Origin of the sequence: Mucilaginibacter pineti (assembly GCF_900101875.1) — a bacterium.
Taxonomy (GTDB): domain Bacteria; phylum Bacteroidota; class Bacteroidia; order Sphingobacteriales; family Sphingobacteriaceae; genus Mucilaginibacter; species Mucilaginibacter pineti.
The window spans coordinates 72730-89183 of sequence record NZ_FNAI01000013.1 but is presented as its reverse complement, the minus strand read 5'-3'; the positions used below and the strand labels follow the sequence as shown (position 1 = coordinate 89183).

Below are 16454 nucleotides of genomic sequence, written 5' to 3'. Positions count from 1 at the left end.
AGACAGATAGTGTAAAAAGGGGAGGAAAGTGACAGAGGAGAAAAAAACAGGCCGAACCCGGATCATCGGTCTGCGCCTGACAACGGAAGAATACGGCGCGGTTGAAAAGAACTGGAAAAACAGTACGATCCGGCGACTTAGCGAATTTGTGCGACGAATACTATTCGGCAAGGCTGTAACAACCTATTCCCGTAACCAGTCGCTGGATGATCTGGTAGCTGAACTGGTTCAGCTCAGAAAGGAACTCAATGCCATCGGCGTCAATATTAACCAGGCCGTGCACCGCCTGCATACATTGGATTACGTCCCGCAAATGACCTCCTGGATCGAGGCATTTGAACATGACAGGGACAGCCTTTTTGCACGGGTGGAAGAGATCAAAATCCGGATCAATTTAATCAGTGATCAATGGTTGCAGTGATTCATTCCAGCAGCAGTCTGCGCAATATTTTAAACTACAATGAACAAAAGGTGAAAGCGGGCGTGGCCATCTGCATTGATGCCGCTTTTTATCCGAAGGACCCCGCTGATCTTACGTTTCAGCAAAAGCTTTTGAGGCTCGAAAAACTGACGGAGCTGAATCAGCAAACTACGGTAAACAGTGTCCATATTTCGCTGAACTTTGACCCCGCTGAAAAACTCTCCGCAGACCAGCTGCGGGAAATTGCCGGAGTGTATATGGATAAGCTGGGATTCGACGGTCAGCCTTATTTATTGTATGAACACCTGGACAGCGGGCACCCCCATGTGCACCTGGTGACGACAAATATCAGGGCGGATGGAAAGCGGATAGCCCTGCATAACCTCGGCAAAGATTTTTCCGATCCGGCAAGGAAATTTACAGAGCTGCGGTTCGGACTCGTCAGGGCAGAAGACAGCAAGCTTCTGCGTGCTTATAAACTGAAGCCGGTCAATGCGCAAAAGGTGCAGTATGGCAAGGCGGAAACCAAAAGAGCCATCAGCAATGTGCTGCAATCTGTTATACCACAATATAAATATGCCTCGCTGCCGGAGCTGAATGCTGTGTTGCGCCTGTATAATATTGCGGCTGACAGGGGTGACGAAAATTCACGGGTTTTTCAGCATCAGGGATTACTGTACAGACTGCTGGATGAGCAGGGTAAGCGGGTGGGTGTGCCCATCAAAGCCAGTTTGTTTTTCAGTAAACCTACGCTGAAGGTTCTGGAAGAAAGGTTCGTTCAGAATTCAGGCCGCAAGGAACCACATAAAGCCCGGATAAAAAACACCATTGATCTTTGCCTGCTGTACGGTCAGCGCTCATTGCCTGCATTTACCGGTGCTTTAAAAAAGGAGGGCATTGATACCATCATCAGGGAAAACAGCGAAGGTATCATATACGGGATAACATACGTCGATCACCGGACGCAATGCGTTTTTAACGGCAGTGCTTTAGGTAAGCCGTATAGCGCTAAAGTTATCCAGGAACGTTGCGGTTTAACACCGGCATATACAGGCAAATCAGAAAAGACTAAACTGGAACCGGACATACGCCGGGCCGGAGACGAAACCACTGGTAATGCCTTCCAGCATATCAGGGACTTCGCCGAAGCGCTGCTGCTTCCGGACAGCCAGCCGGAACGGATGGACTGGGAGCTGAAACGTAAACGAAAAAAAAGAAAACGGCAGAAAATTCAGCCGGACTGATCAATCTAATTTACCAGGGAGGGAAACATGTCAACAGGAGAAAACGATCAGGCAATGCGCAAAATTCTGGATATGACCAGACTCATCAGTCTGGTAGTTCTGGCATTGCATTTTTATAAGGAATGTTACAGCGCCTTCTATAAATGGCACCTTGTGGCATTGTTTACAGACCGGATACTGGGTAATATTGTCCGGACCGGGCTGTTCAGCAGCTTTCATAAATCGAAATTTATAGCGCTGGCCTTCCTGACTATTGCCCTGATCGGTGTCAGGGGAAAAAAGGATGAACAGCAGAATTACAAAACAGCACTTGTTTATATGCTGACCGGTTTATTCTTTTACTTCATCAGCTACCTGATTTTGCTGATTGAGATAAAAATAACAGTACTTGCTGGTCTTTATATGGGTATCACCGGAACAGGATATCTGCTGTTGTTAAGCGGTGGCACGATGTTATCGCGGATCATCCGGGATAAGCTAGCCAATGATATTTTCAACACTGAAAATGAAACTTTTCCTCAGGAGGAACGGCTGATCGAAAATGAGTACTCGATCAACCTGCCTGCGCGGTACCGGCTTAAAACAAAAATACGGAGCAGCTGGATCAATTTTATTAACCCTTTCCGCGGGCTGCTTGTGCTCGGCAGTCCAGGTTCGGGCAAGTCTTATTTTGTAATCCGGCATGTGATTACCCAGCACATCAAAAAAGGATTTGCCATGTTCGTTTATGACTTCAAGTTTGATGATTTGTCTCGGATTGTCTATAATACCTGGCTTAATAACCAGTCCGGCTATCAGGTAGTCCCCCGGTTTTACGTGATCAATTTCGATGACTTGGGCAGAAGTCACCGCTGTAATCCGTTGGATCCGTCCGCTATGCTGGATATTACTGATGCGGCGGAATCCGCCCGCACTATTCTGATGGGTCTGAACAGGGAATGGATCAAGCGGCAGGGTGACTTCTTTGTAGAGTCGCCGATCAATTTCCTGACAGCTATTATCTGGTATCTCAAAAGGCACAAGGGCGGTGAGTTTTGTACGCTGCCACACGTCATTGAAATGATGCAGCTCGAATACGAACAGCTTTTTACGCTGCTGCGTACTGAAAAGGAAATCGAAGTACTGATCAACCCCTTTGTGAATGCCTTTCTGCATGATGCCGTAGATCAGCTGGAAGGCCAGATCGCCGCCGCTAAGGTGGCTATGGCCAGACTTTCTTCGCCCTCGCTGTATTACGTATTGTCCGGCAATGATTTTACATTGGATATCAACAATCCGGAAGAGCCCAAAATCGTTTGCGCCGGCAATAATCCTCAAAAGATACAGATCTATGGCGCCGTATTATCCTTGTATGTAAACCGGCTTGTCAAGCTGGTAAACAAGAAAGGTAAACTCAAGTGCAGTCTCATTTTTGACGAATTTCCAACTATTTATCTCAACAATATGGACAGCTTGATTGCTACCGCCCGCAGCAACAAAGTGTCTACCTGTCTGGGTATTCAGGATTTCAGCCAGCTGCGGAAAGATTACGGCAAGGAACAGGCCGATGTCATTATGAATATCACCGGTAATATTATTAGCGGCCAGGTAACCGGTGATACCTCCAAACAGTTATCAGAGCGGTTCGGCAAAATTATGCAGGACAGGGAAAGCCTCTCCATCAACAGGCAGGATACCTCGGTAAGCAAATCCAAACAACTGGAATCGGCGGTTCCGGCCAGCAAGATCGCCTCACTTTCAAGTGGTGAGTTTGTAGGCATGGTAGCTGATAACCCGGATGAAAAAATAGGGCTAAAAACATTCCATAGCGAGATCATCAATGACCATGATGCATTGAAAAAAGAAGAAGATAGTTATCAGAACATACCTCTCGTCCGCAAAATCGACAATGCCATTGTGCAACGGAATTACAGTCAGATCAGGGAAGACGTGCAGGACATATTTCAGTCAGAAATGGAACGATTGCTCAGTGATCCTGCACTCACACACCTCATAATAAAACAATAAAAACCTGCTTTGGTTACCGAAAGGCTATATAATTAATAATATTAAAGCTGGCAAATTAAACAGCCTTCGTTGCTTTCATAATCGTCAGTTCCCCCTAAAATATTCATTAAACTTTTATTACTAGAATTAGCTTTTTTTCGCGCCTTACTTATTTCATAATCGTTCTTAATCCTCTCAATTCGCTCCGGCTTTTCTAATTCTTCCAGCGACTCATCACCGCACCAGTAAAAGGTTGTTGTAGCATTTTTTCCAGGCTTCTCATAAGCTTTAGCCTCTTCGAATAAATTGGGATGCGTCTCCTTTAATCGGACCCATTCTATTTTTTGCTGATAAAAACAGAAAAAACATCCTGAGCGTGTTCTTCCCCAATCAGTGTATGGGGGCATTCCTAAGCTTGATTCTTCTAGAATATTTATAATATCAGCTTTCACTAATCCGTCTTCGCGAAATGGGTATACTGGTATGATATTAGGTTTATGGCTAATATAACCAGTACGGTCTTCATCGGCACGTAACCCAACATAGTTATAACATTTATCACTACCGATGAAGCGTTCAAATGGTTTCAATTTCATCATGCGCGTACACCATCGGCGGTGATTTGACGGCAACATACCTCCGTAAACTTTCAAAAGCTGATCGAACCCAATAAAATCTCCGTTTTCCACGGTGCTCTTATGTATCGACTTACCTAAAATCGCTTCCAGTCGCCCCAAGTATTCATAAGTTTCAGGCAATTCTTTCCCTGTATCATGGAATACATATTCCATATCAGGAATACGGTCTCGAAGATATATTGCCAATGCTGCACTATCCTTTCCTCCTGATAAACTTAATATATGACGTATTTCTCCCATTTACCTCAAATTTACATAACACTTCGTCAAAATCTCTATTTATTCGAGCTGTTTTTTTCTGAATGACTATTATCCTGCTTCGGTTCAGCATCCATCTCATTTAAATCCTGTGACTTTGAAGGTTCGGAGGAAGCTATCCCGGCAACCAAAGCTTGTGTTACTTCAACGTCCCCGTCAGTAATTTTGTCTGTCAAAACATCTAAACTAGGAGCGACTTCATGACTTTCTATCGCCCGCACGTTTATTTCAGCTGGTTGCATTGCCTTCTCAGGAATTACTTCCGCCTCAATTTCGATTGCAGCTGCGGATTGTGTTATAATGTCAAGCATAAATGGCACCTGCGCAGAATATTCAGCCTTGGAATCCAAGGTAACTGCTAACACTTTGTTTCTTAATGGCTTGATTTTATTCGCCTCTGGATAAGGTATTGCCCTATTGTCAAAAAACCATTTATCATAAGCAGGAATAAAGTTTTCTATAGCTTCCAAAATTGCCTTAATATTAGCGATGGTTTTTTCATCAGTTTCAGCTTTTAGAATCTTAGTTAATACCGCAACTTCCGCCACTAATGCCGACTTGAACTCTAACGCAAAATTCAATGTAAAGCGAATGTTTTCTTTTTTTCGGGTAATGGGTAAAAATGCAAATTTGTCCGACCGAGGAATAAAATCATCGTTGACAGTACTATCAAAATTTTTATATCTGACCCGAATGATAACATTAGTTGAAAATGGAGGCGATACCGGTAAACCCACTCTTGAAATATGCGACGAAAACTGCTGTTGGATATCTAGCACAAATGGCTCCTTCAAACGTAAATTCCGTTCAAAACCTGTTTGCTTTATCCAACTCTCAATACCTTGTAATGGCACAGTAATAAATTGTTTGAAATTCCAATTAATGCGGTAAGAATTTCCCTCGAAAACAAAAAAGTCCGTTTTAGCATCTTTTTGGGATATGGTATCTAGCACTTCCAGCTTTCCTGGTAATAACAAAATACTCAAATCATTACTTTTACAGTCAGGCCGTTCGAGATCACACTGTGGGTTTAACACCATGAAGACTGATTTTTCATTAGGCTTGGTAAAGATGTCTCCTAAGTGGAGAAAAGGTAAGGAGGCAACACCGGCCTCAATCCCGACCCAAGGGTGTTGCTTTAACTCGCCCAATTCTGTTTCATATAATGCCTTCATAAAGATATCAGACAATTCGGGTGTTGGTAGCGAATGGTGAAGCGGTTTTTTCTTTGAAATTATTTGATCGATCTTTTCCTGCTTTTCTTTCAGGGGTTGGTTGGTAACTAATAAATGTGTCCAGTATGAGCCATATAACCAAGCCAAATAATCACCTAACGGCTGTTGCTGATCTTGTAAGATGCTATCTTGTATGAATGCATAATCTTCAACCATTAGCATGCGCACTCCTGTCGCAAAATCCTCTTGCGCTTTTGCGGCTGCAGCGATCAATGACTGGATGTAATCTTGAAGCATATGGTTACAAAAAAATTCTTCAGCGTAAGCCCGGGCTAATAGTGTTATTTTGCTTTTATCTTTTAAGTCAGTTTTCGGTGTGAATCGAAAAACACCTTCGACGAGACCTGAATCCTTTTTGAATTCGTCTTTAAGCTCTTTGACGCTAGAGTCCGATGACATTAGAATGGTCATCGGCTTTTGATCCTGATCTTCGCATTTATCGTAAATGAGACGCGCCACTTCTTTTGCTTTATTAACCGCGGCGTCACCCGGCGTCACTCCAAGATTATAATCAATGAATATGTACACAAATTTATTTTCGGCAATAATTGTAAGATCGGAAAAATCGTGTGTGGAAGGCAATTTTTCTATATCGATTTCTTGACTCTCAATATTGAGACAAACGCTTTCCAAATCTTCCAACCTCTCCAGCTTTGTAGCAAATAGCTTGGGATGGCGAACGACTTCGCGCAATGGCCGATCATTGATATTTTCCCAAAGCTTATTTAAATATCCTAACAACTGCTCCTCGTCATCATCCCAAAAATTCTCTTCTGGTGAAGGTAATCCGAGACTTTCTAAAACAGGTACCAAATCAGTCTCTTTTTCCTGATAGTACTCTTTGAAATTATTTAGCGAGACCTCGTAAAGATGGACGTTATCAAAGGCATCATCAATGATCAATGCTTTCGGCCGAGGCACGGTTTCCACTTCGAGTTCTTGTGGCAAGGTTGTCATAAATAAGGTTGGTTAATTATTTAGGCTTAATATGAATGTGTGTAGGTTACTGCGTTGTTTGTCATCTAATAAAAATAGATCTGCCTTGTGATACTGTGCGATCTCCTTGGAAATATACAAACCAAGTCCTTTACCATCTCCGGGGGGCTTCGTGCTAAAAAAGGGTTTAAATACCTCCTCTTTTTGACTAGCCGGTATACCGGGCCCATTATCACAAAATGAAATTGTATTATTGATCCTGTCTAATTCTATAATAATTTTCGGACGATAATTCCGGTCGATCCTTTGCTGTTGCTTTATCCAATATACCGAATTACTGAAGAGATTTTCGATGATCTGAACGATCATGCCAGGAACTGCACGGATAGGCCATCTTTCATTTTTGCTGTCATCTACTAATGAAAAGTCTATTTGATGCCGCTGGAATTGTGCGTCATGGCTTTCAATAATATCCCGTAGTAGCTTTTTTAAATCCAGATCTTCCTTCTGCTGCCTGCCTGCCGGGCCCAATGGATCAATTACTGCAAGTCGGGTTTTCAAAGTCTTCAGTTGGGTCCGCAGGGTGGAAAGTAAGCCATCGATCTCTCCTGGTGATGATTCGTCGATATCGCCCAATGTGCTTAACGCATGTTCTGTGGACCGCTTCAATTCGTGTCCTATAACATCAACCATTAACCCTAATCCAGCTAAATCAATCGTTGTTTTCAACCTCGTCTCCAGTGCTTTAGAAGATAGTCTGGCAATATTGAACAACTCCTTACTTTCTTTTAGCACAGTCTCAATGACGTTGAGCACCTCCTTCTCTTTCTCAATCTCAGGATATTTCTTTTTAAGCAAGTTAACCGCATCTCTTACCTGGATCTGTCCCTGTTCTATTCGATTTTCAATGTCATTTAAGTTGAGTACGGATTCGTCGCGTTGATATTGCTCTTTGACATCATCCATAAATGGCCTTATCTGTTCTTGGATCATATATTGCAGCAACGATACAAGCGCTTGCTTTTCATTATTTTCCCGTAGCCCTTCTCGATTAGTCTGATCAATCAACATGCTATTTCCATAAGAGGAGATGTCGACTTTACCAACGAATTGCTTTCGGTTAAGCTTGTAACCCTGAGAGGCAAGTGCAATGGGATCTAATCCCAGCCAATCATCGTTGGGGCCACCATATGGGTTCACCCGAAAACCATCTCGATATAACATTAACCCTCCACCCCAGCTATCTACCAATGAACGGATATATTGAAACTCCAATACACCATTTTTCTTTGTGAGCAGTTGCCGATTATACCAATAAAGCTGTGACTGAAATGGTCCTAAGCTCTTCAATAATTCTATATACCTGGGATTATTAAGGACACTTGCCATGTGGGTTCCGCTCAATGTAAAATTTTTGGTCCTGTTATAAAGGCGATATGTAATTTCACCTGTAAATTCAGGTTGCCCAAGATCATCGAACGTTAATCGTGCATTTGCAAATGCGTGAGCATACTCAAAAAGTTTTTTATCAATATTCCCTAAAACGATCGCATCATTATTAAACCAAAGCTTAATGAAATCGCGGTGTTTTTTTTCGAAAGGATCTATGAACTTTGTTAATTGGGTATCTGCGATCTCCCGAAGTTTCTTGGCGGTCCAATCCCCTTTCAAATTATAGATAAAAATTCTTGTCCCGTGCTCAGACACGTCCTCTTTCTCTTTTCCAACTTTGGGTTCAATCAGAATTGACTCCAATAATTCTTCCGCTCGGTCAGCAAACTCCTCCCAGTCAATTTCTAATTCCTGAAAATATGAATCGCCGTTTTGAGTAGTTTCAATTCTTACTTCATCTCCCAATCGCATAACAGAAAGCCTGCCGATGCCTTTTTCTCCTAAGATCGGTCGCTGTGGATTGGGGTCGCGTTCACGTTGTTTTTTTCGGTTAGTGGTACCTACGGTTAGGTAAATCTCGTCCAGGTCTTCTAACGACATGCCTTGTCCCTGATCCTTGAATAAGATGTAATTCGCTTTCTTCAGCAAGTGAATGATATCATCGATATTTTCAACTCTATTGAGCCTCTTTTTAAAAAGGTCGGGATTATAATATTCCGACAAGGTGTTTTTAAGAATAAGGTTTTTATAATAGACTACATCTTCATCTTCAAAATACTCTTCTTTTTCAACTCTTTCTTCTATAGTCGCAAAACAGTCTTGGATAAAGGAATGCTCAAGGCGCTTAACAATCCTCACTTCGACTCTTTTCGAACCGGCATCAAAGGCGTTTTTTATTAACTCATAAAACGCGATTGCATCAGAACTAATTAGTTCTGAGCCCAATTGAAGTATCGTTCTCGCCGTTATTTTGAAATGCATAGTTAAGTAAGGTTTGGTTTTTGCGTATCAGATAGCATTTTCCACAACAAAGACGATGCCGCAGCAATTCCTACCTGGCCTTGCGAACTTAGCAATTTTTGCAGTTCAAATTCCAATGTATCTGCTGCCTCAGCTTCAGCGGCAGTCAAGTGAATGACCTGATCACGTTCCTGCCCATCTGGCTTAGTAAGAGAGACGCGAACAGATCGGGTATCGGCAGGACGGTTAGTTTTATCATATACCGTAGCCTCCACACGAAGAAATTGCTGAGTCAGTTGGTGTATCTCCTGTCCGAATTTATACATGTCTCGGTCGCGCCATTTATTTGCCGGCATTGAACAAATTAAATTAGACAACGACTCTGCCCATTGATCGGCATTTAAATTAAGGTCCGCCAACCGAAGACAATAACTTTTTAACCTAATTTCAGTAACAAAAGGAGCTAAAGCTCTACCGCGGTCAGCTAATGCTACTCGATTTGATTCGAAGGTTCCATTAAGATCAAATTCACGCAAGAGATCATTAAGCAACCTACGTAATAAGGCAGGAAAACTGGCACGCATTTCGTCGATAGCCATTTTAAGCCTTGCAGAAAAATCATTAATGATTTCCGCATCGAAAAAGTCGCCTTTGAGCTCTCCAATTTCTGTGGCTATAGGCAGATCAGTGAACAAAAGCTTAATAGGATCACGTGTTGCACGTAGTATTCCACGTACCTTTTGTGTACGTGGATCTAAACTGGTCGTATTCATTACATATTCGGGTAACCCACTCATAAATACAAATAGCGGTTTAACCACGTCCAAGAGGTTAATGTCGGCCCGATTAATAGTATCGAAGCCAAGATCCTGAACAAGTTTACTGAACAAGGAAGTGCGTAACGTACTAATTGGGTAATATTGAATGTCAAAGGTTTCCGGTGCTTTGATAAGCCGAAGAAAGTTAGAGCCAGTGATACGAGGAATAAAAGAACCATCTTCGTATACTGCAACGGCTTGTTCGTTAATTACAATAAAAACCGCTAATAATACTGGAATCATACCATTTCTAACTCCAAACGGTGGCGCTTGTAAAGCGTTAAATACTTCAGTTACCGGGACTCTTTCGTTATACCGATTTGACAATAAATGGTCGATACAGCGCATAGCTGGAATCACATTGCAATTGAGCGCATCATAATCTGTTTGAGGTAAACTAATCTCCCATGTGCCATTCTGGGAGATATTATGTAAGCCGGCGGCTTGTAACACCGAAAGATACATTGACATTTCAGGTGGATGTTTTTCACTGTCCATCCCCAAATAAGGCATGTTTGAATATTCAAACATGCGTTCACAAAGGCGTAAGCGAGCTGATGTGGCCGCGGGAGATGGATCACGGCGATTAACCAGTTCATTGTGAATTTTCGGTGCTAAAAAGTAGGTAGCATCACAAATGTCCGATAAAAAACCCATCACACTTCTGCCATTAACTACCTCTAACTGTTTTTCACCTTTAAAATACCACGCAAGTTCACTTTCGTCAGAAAATGCATTAAGCCCAATAGATTTTTGTAAGTGACGTTGTAGCTCCAGGCTAGCTGCGGCCAATTTACGGGATACTTCCTCCCGTGCGAAACGGTCATGTCTCAACTCTCCAACAGACCGTTCTACCCATTCCCAACGCCTGACTTCTTCCAAGAATTCAGATAGGTAATTCAGCGCTGCGGGAACAACAATGATAACATTATTCAGCTGCTGGCTTTCATCAGATACAGCGACTATTGTAGCTGATCGAACATCATTTTGTGTTTCGCAAAGCGGTACAACAATCAGTCCATCTGCTTCAAACTGTCGCTCAACAGCAGCCTTTAGGTAATTCACATCGACGTATTGAATTTCAAAATACCTTAAATTGCCGGTTGCGATATAATGTCTACGAGCAACCAGCGGTCTTGTTGATAGTTTTTGTTTAAGTTGATTTTTGATGTCCTTAGCTGGCGGTCCCAAAGCCAATATAGCCTGCTGGTAACAATCTTCAATATTAACACTTGAATGCGGCCAAACGCAATAACCACCTGCATGCCCCCTGTAATAAATTACCTGTTTAGCTTTAAGTTCGTCAAGTATATCCCCTTGTTCTGTTCCGACGGCTGCCAATATCAATTCCTTTGACGGTATCAACGCATCTGAATTGATCAGATTTATTAACCCTATAGTCTTTAGCAATTGTAATTCGATAATTTTTTCTGGTGGAAAAATATTAACGACTTCATCAATAGCTTTCCAGTAATAGCTTAAGCTCGGAAGTTTTGCACCAAATGTTGCTTTAACATAATCATAAAGATTATATAGTCTAAAGTATTGCTGTCCTTCTGTTTTAAGCACAAATTCTTGCAACCCAAAATCTTCTGAACCTAATAAAAAAGAAAATAGTGATCGCTCATTTTGACCAAATAATGTAAACACGCGAACCAATACAGGGATAATTGTTGGTTCAAGTGGGTATAACCTTGGTGCAAGCTCAGTTAAAAGATCTGCATTTACATTGTATCCATACCACCCCAGTCTGATCGCATTTTTCATCGATATTACAGCTTGGTACTTTGCGGTCGATGGAATGGCATCCATATCGACATTGGTGGAATGAGCAATTAACATGGCTACCTGGTCAAGTGGATGGTGCCATAAAACCTCCTCAAACCTTCCAGCGATTTTTTCCCATTCGCGCTGTTGTCCTTTTGACAAACGTTCTGCGTAGGCATTTAAACCTTGATGCAGTATCGTTACTATGACTATTGGATGTTTTCCGCTACGCGATGCTAGTTCCGCTAAGGATTGTAGTAGATAAATATCTTCCTGCTCGGATCTGGAAGCCGCGTATTCAAGAAACTTTCCTGCTTCATCAATAAAAATAGCAATTCCTGCTGCTTTTTTGCTCTGGACAATAACCTCATGCAGCTTTTTAACATACTGTATGACAATCGCATCTGTTAAGGTTATCTTAGTGGCAATTAATTCTTGAAGTTCAATGGTTATGGCCATTCCTTGATGGAATTCAACAAGGTAACCTAGGACACTATTGCAAATAGCTAATGCGAGTGAACCGCGATGGCCGGTAATCAGTAAAGGGATAATACGTTGCTTTACCGTGCTTAAAGACAATTTTTCACCTCCTGGCAGAAAATCTTCATTTCTTTGATCAAGAAGGTTTGCAGCGAACAGGGCGAAAGATGATTTACCGGAACCATAGTCACCGGTAATACGCCATGCCCTCATCCCGGATTGTGGTTTCAAACCTAAATTTATCTTTTCAAAGGAAGCTCGGCTTTGCGGGGTGATGACATAATTACTTAACACTTCCGGATCGTGCCAATCTCTTTCAAGATTTGTTGATCTCAAATAGCGCGGATGCGTTTTAAAAATATTCATTACTTGAGTTTCACTCACTTTTTAGTACTAATTAGGTATATATTAAACGGCGATGTTTCTATACATCGTATTCAGCAACGTTTGTTGTGTTTGATCACTGAATTCGCCTGTCTTTATTAAACGAGGTACGGAAGCAGACGAGACGAATTCAAACAAACCTGCTGAAACAGCACTAATATGCTCTAAACGATTACGCAATTCCGGTTCATTTAGCCGAAAAACCTGCCCAATACTGCAAGGTGATGATGAAATTTCACGAAAGGAAATCGTTTGTTCCGCTGCATGAAAATTGCGCCAATTATCAAAAAGGCAATAGACAAATAATTGGTCTGAAATCTGCTGCCCATTTTCATTGTTAAATTCATATAGCGGCTCTAGTCGTCCGCCGTCGTCTGACAGCCTTTCGCCGCCTGGTAAAATAAACTGTAACTCATTCAAGGGGCAATCTAGAGAATCTTCAAGTACTTCGTTAGTTTTCTTTGATCGAACCGGCACATAACTATGGAGGAATATATCGAAATGCTGATCTTTGGTAAAATCGGCCAACGGACGTTCCATTTGTTCAGATTCTTTTGTAAATTGGCTTAACACCTCTGAGCGGGAAAATTGAGGTTTTGACCAGCGATAAAGTAAAAAATACCATGCAAATAAGGGGTCATCTTTAATACTTGATAGCTTATAGTGCAGTAACCAAAGGGTCTGCGTATCTTCCAAAAAAGGATCGAAACCGTCGGGGCCAAAGATTAAATGGCCTAATTCAGTTGGTTCTAAACCGGGTTGGCCAGTAGCCGGTTTAGCAATACCAAATGCCTGTATCCAAAAACGGATGGATTTTACCATGTTTTTCCCAACGCCCAACGTAACCATGGCTGCATTATCATTTGAGAAAATCTCAGGATCAGTTGAGATAGCCTGGTAAGCTTTAGGCAACCATGTATAGCGGCAAGGAAAACTTTCGTGTCCTGAAAATCTAAATTTCATGCAATAAACGTGTAATAAGGCTCCGGAGCTGAAACAAAAGAAAGCAATTGCTCCAGCCCAAGCTATCAAAAATAATCTTTATTTTCGGCCTATTTATAAAATAATCTAACAAATATAAGGATGATTTATTTAGATAATCATGCAACGACCTCTTGCGACCCAAGAGTTGTAGAGCAGATGTTGCCGTTTTTTACCGATAATTACGGCAATCCGTCTAGTGATCATCATTTTGGCTTGGCTGCTGCAGAAGCTGTTAACAAGGCAACGGAGCAAATCAGTTTGCTTATTGGAGGCCGCAAAGAAGAAATTATCATCACTTCTGGTGCTACAGAAAGCATTAACCTTGCAATAATTGGCATCACCAACAATAGACTAAAGAAAACCGGTAAAAAAAATAAAATTGTTACGACTCGGATAGAGCACAAAGCGGTGCTAATGCCAATCGCTTATTTGGAGACCCAGGGCTGGGTAGTTGATTATCTGCCTGTTGATGATACTGGCTTAATCGATCTTACCGAGGCAGAGAAAATCATAGATGATAATACCTATCTAATATCTGTACAGTTAGCCAATTCTGAAATTGGCACGATTCAGCCATTAGCGGCACTTGCGGCATTGTCGAAAAGTAGTGGTGCATTTTTTCATTGTGATGCATCACAAGGTATTGGCAAGGTCATTGTAAATGTGGATGAACTGGGTATAGATTTCTTGTCTTTTAGTGGCCACAAGATTTATGGTCCTAAAGGCGTAGGTATATTGTGGATAAAAGATGGATTAAAACGATTACTAAACCCTATTATGTTTGGAGGTGGGGCGCTAGGAAGTATCCGACCTGGAACGTTGCCAGTTCCACTAATTGTCGGATTAGGAGCCGCGTGCCAATTGTTAAATGAGTGTTTTGATAAAGAAAACAGCAAAACTATGCAATTAAGGGATCTTTTTGAGAAAATATTAGTTGAGAAAATATCTGGCCTGATTATTAACGGCGCAAAAAATAATAGACTATCAAATAATAGTAATATAACCTTTCCCAACGTCGATGCGGAAATGCTTTTAGGCAATCTCCCTGATTTAGTTATGAGCACTGGATCAGCTTGCGAATCCGGAAGTATTGAGCCGTCAAGAGTTCTTACTGAATTAGGCATCTCCTCTGAAGCGGCTTTTAATACTATCCGTGTTGGCTTCGGACGATTTAATACCTTGGATCAAACTAATTTTGCAGCAGAAGAAATCATTAAAGCCTACACGAAAATTTCTAGAATTATTGATAATTTTTAAACAAAGGATTTGCAATCATATCGGCCATGCATCATAACAGTTCAACATTATTAAGTTCTATTCCCCCGGTTTTAGATAGCTTAAAATACGTTACATCAAACTTTTAAATTGAACTGGCCACAAGTTGTGACCAGTTCTAATATACACTTTTAATAGTTTAAATAGTTTATTGGAGCTTATCGCGTAGCCGTTGCATATCTTCGCTGATTTTCAAGTCTACAATTTTAGCGTATTGCTGAGTTTGTTTTAGGGACTTATGGCCCAACATCTTAGAGACGGTTTCAATAGGCACTCCATTACTTAAAGTTACTGTAGTGGCGAAAGTATGACGGGCAATATGGAATGTCAGCGCGTTGGAAATATCACAGCTGTCGCCAATCTCTTTCAGATAAGAATTCATTTTTTGATTAGTGAGTACGGGTAGAACCAAACCCCTTGCTGCGCAACGGACATCATCCTTGTATTTTTCCATGATCTCCAGTGCCTGCGGCAATAGCGGAATGCGGGTTGCTGATTCTGTTTTCTGGCGGGTAGTTATGATCCATTGCCCGTCATCGACACCAGTGATGATGTCTGAACGCCTTAGCTGATATACATCAATGTAGGCAAGTCCGGTATAGCAGCTAAACAAAAATATATCCCGGACGTAGTTCAGGCGTTCCACACCGAATTTTTTGTTAGCGATAGCCTTCAGTTCTTCTTTCGTAAGCGCGATCCGGTGAACTTCCTTTTTATTTGTTTTAAAATTAGCAAAGGGGTCTTTCACCAGCCATCCTTTTTTCATGCACTCCAGTACGATTTTTTTAAGATTGCCGATATATTTTACGGTAGCATTGTGAGCACACTTACGTTCAGACTTCAGCCAAAAAGCAAACTGTGAGACAAACTCATAATTCAGTTCGTTAATGTCAAAGTCCTCCTTGTCGTACTTCCATTTTACAAAGGCCTTAGTATGGGCATAAGCGGTCTTGTAACGCATTAATGTTGCTGGCGCAAACTCCGTTCCGACAAGAGCTTTCATTTGCTCGTTGTGGAGTTTAAATGCCTCAAGGATCATGTGTTTATTATCCCCTTCTCCTGTCATCAGGTTTTTAAGTGCTTCAGCTGTCACCGGCTTCTGTGATTCAATCAGCTTGAGTTTGGCCTGGTAAACCTGACTGGCAAGCAGGTCGAGGTATGCGTTAAGTGATTTTACGTCCTCCTTTGTACCAGTTGCCCTCCCGGCTGACTGACTCCAGCGTGATTGGGGCCAGTTCCTTTTGGTAGATAATTCCTTTGAATTGCCGTCAACGGTAATTCTTAAATACACGGTCCGCAGGTTCGGGACGCTCTGACTTTTTGATGCTTTTAAAAAAAACAGCAATCCGAAACTTTTTTCTAACATGTCGAATAATTTAATGGTAAAACAAAATTCGAAATGCAGCGTCGGATAATCAAGATGTACATCACATGAACAGGCTGTCAGTCAATCACTTGCTTTAAGATTCGTGCGTCACTTTTTCCGAAAATGGTGCAACGCACTTATCACGCGACTTAATACTGACAATTTTGGCAATTCCGGCAGTGTCCGGAAAACAAAAAAGCCTTTAAATTTGAAATTTAAAGGCTTTTTGCATTTTTGATAATGTACTTGGCGGACTGGGCGGGTTTAAAATCGAACCCCTAATACCTCTTTTAACATTTTTTGAAGGCCT

10 protein-coding genes are annotated in these 16454 nt (G+C 41.6%); 4 read left to right on the top strand and 6 right to left on the bottom strand.

All coding sequences use genetic code 11. The features are described 5' to 3' along the window. The first annotated feature begins 28 nt into the window (after window positions 1–28). The 3 genes from BLS59_RS23435 to mobC are packed head-to-tail and all read left to right on the top strand — an operon-like array spanning window position 29 to window position 3672. A complete protein-coding gene (locus tag BLS59_RS23435) occupies window positions 29–421 on the top strand; it encodes a plasmid mobilization protein (RefSeq protein ID WP_091153169.1) in 393 nt (130 codons plus the stop codon). After that, window positions 409–1665: a relaxase/mobilization nuclease domain-containing protein gene (locus BLS59_RS23430; RefSeq protein WP_091153167.1), complete on the top strand. Its 1257-nt coding sequence runs from the start codon at window positions 409–411 to the stop codon at window positions 1663–1665. Before BLS59_RS23435 ends, BLS59_RS23430 begins: the two co-directional genes overlap by 13 nt. A 27-nt stretch (window positions 1666–1692) precedes the next feature. Further along, entirely contained in the window at window positions 1693–3672 is a 1980-nt protein-coding gene (gene mobC / locus BLS59_RS23425) for a conjugal transfer protein MobC (protein ID WP_091153164.1), read from the top strand. A 41-nt stretch (window positions 3673–3713) separates the two neighbouring features. Here the strand turns inward: mobC and BLS59_RS23420 are convergent, their stop codons facing one another. The 5 genes from BLS59_RS23420 to BLS59_RS23400 are packed head-to-tail and all read right to left on the bottom strand — an operon-like array spanning window position 3714 to window position 13482. Further along, window positions 3714–4529, bottom strand: a complete 816-nt coding sequence (locus BLS59_RS23420; protein ID WP_091153163.1) for a phosphoadenosine phosphosulfate reductase family protein — start codon at window positions 4527–4529, stop codon at window positions 3714–3716. 35 nt (window positions 4530–4564) lie between these two features. Next, window positions 4565–6739 carry a hypothetical protein gene (locus BLS59_RS23415; RefSeq protein WP_091153161.1) on the bottom strand — a complete coding sequence of 725 codons (2175 nt, stop codon included), beginning with the start codon at window positions 6737–6739 and terminating at the stop codon, window positions 4565–4567. A 12-nt stretch (window positions 6740–6751) separates the two neighbouring features. Continuing rightward, window positions 6752–9091 (bottom strand): sensor histidine kinase, encoded by a 2340-nt coding sequence (locus BLS59_RS23410; RefSeq protein ID WP_091153159.1) that lies wholly within the window; start codon window positions 9089–9091, stop codon window positions 6752–6754. A gap of 2 nt (window positions 9092–9093) precedes the next feature. Further along, window positions 9094–12519: a hypothetical protein gene (locus BLS59_RS23405; protein ID WP_143014223.1), complete on the bottom strand. Its 3426-nt coding sequence runs from the start codon at window positions 12517–12519 to the stop codon at window positions 9094–9096. A gap of 24 nt (window positions 12520–12543) precedes the next feature. Further along, entirely contained in the window at window positions 12544–13482 is a 939-nt protein-coding gene (locus BLS59_RS23400; RefSeq protein WP_091153155.1) for a DUF4007 family protein, read from the bottom strand. 120 nt (window positions 13483–13602) lie between these two features. Between BLS59_RS23400 and BLS59_RS23395 the strand changes: the two genes are divergently transcribed. Next, complete coding sequence (locus BLS59_RS23395) at window positions 13603–14760, top strand: cysteine desulfurase family protein (protein WP_091153153.1); 1158 nt, start codon at window positions 13603–13605, stop codon at window positions 14758–14760. 166 nt (window positions 14761–14926) lie between these two features. Here BLS59_RS23395 and BLS59_RS23390 read toward each other — a convergent pair whose 3' ends face one another. Then, entirely contained in the window at window positions 14927–16144 is a 1218-nt protein-coding gene (locus BLS59_RS23390; protein WP_091153151.1) for a site-specific integrase, read from the bottom strand. Window positions 16145–16454: the final 310 nt, after the last annotated feature.

Coding starts and splice junctions, on each gene's coding strand:
- BLS59_RS23430 (WP_091153167.1), top strand. CDS start 409: ATGGTTGCAGTGATTCATTCCAGCAGCAGTCTGCGCAATATTTTAAAC.
- mobC (WP_091153164.1), top strand. CDS start 1,693: ATGTCAACAGGAGAAAACGATCAGGCAATGCGCAAAATTCTGGATATG.
- BLS59_RS23420 (WP_091153163.1), bottom strand. CDS start 4,529: ATGGGAGAAATACGTCATATATTAAGTTTATCAGGAGGAAAGGATAGT.
- BLS59_RS23415 (WP_091153161.1), bottom strand. CDS start 6,739: ATGACAACCTTGCCACAAGAACTCGAAGTGGAAACCGTGCCTCGGCCG.
- BLS59_RS23410 (WP_091153159.1), bottom strand. CDS start 9,091: ATGCATTTCAAAATAACGGCGAGAACGATACTTCAATTGGGCTCAGAA.
- BLS59_RS23400 (WP_091153155.1), bottom strand. CDS start 13,482: ATGAAATTTAGATTTTCAGGACACGAAAGTTTTCCTTGCCGCTATACA.
- BLS59_RS23395 (WP_091153153.1), top strand. CDS start 13,603: ATGATTTATTTAGATAATCATGCAACGACCTCTTGCGACCCAAGAGTT.
- BLS59_RS23390 (WP_091153151.1), bottom strand. CDS start 16,144: ATGTTAGAAAAAAGTTTCGGATTGCTGTTTTTTTTAAAAGCATCAAAA.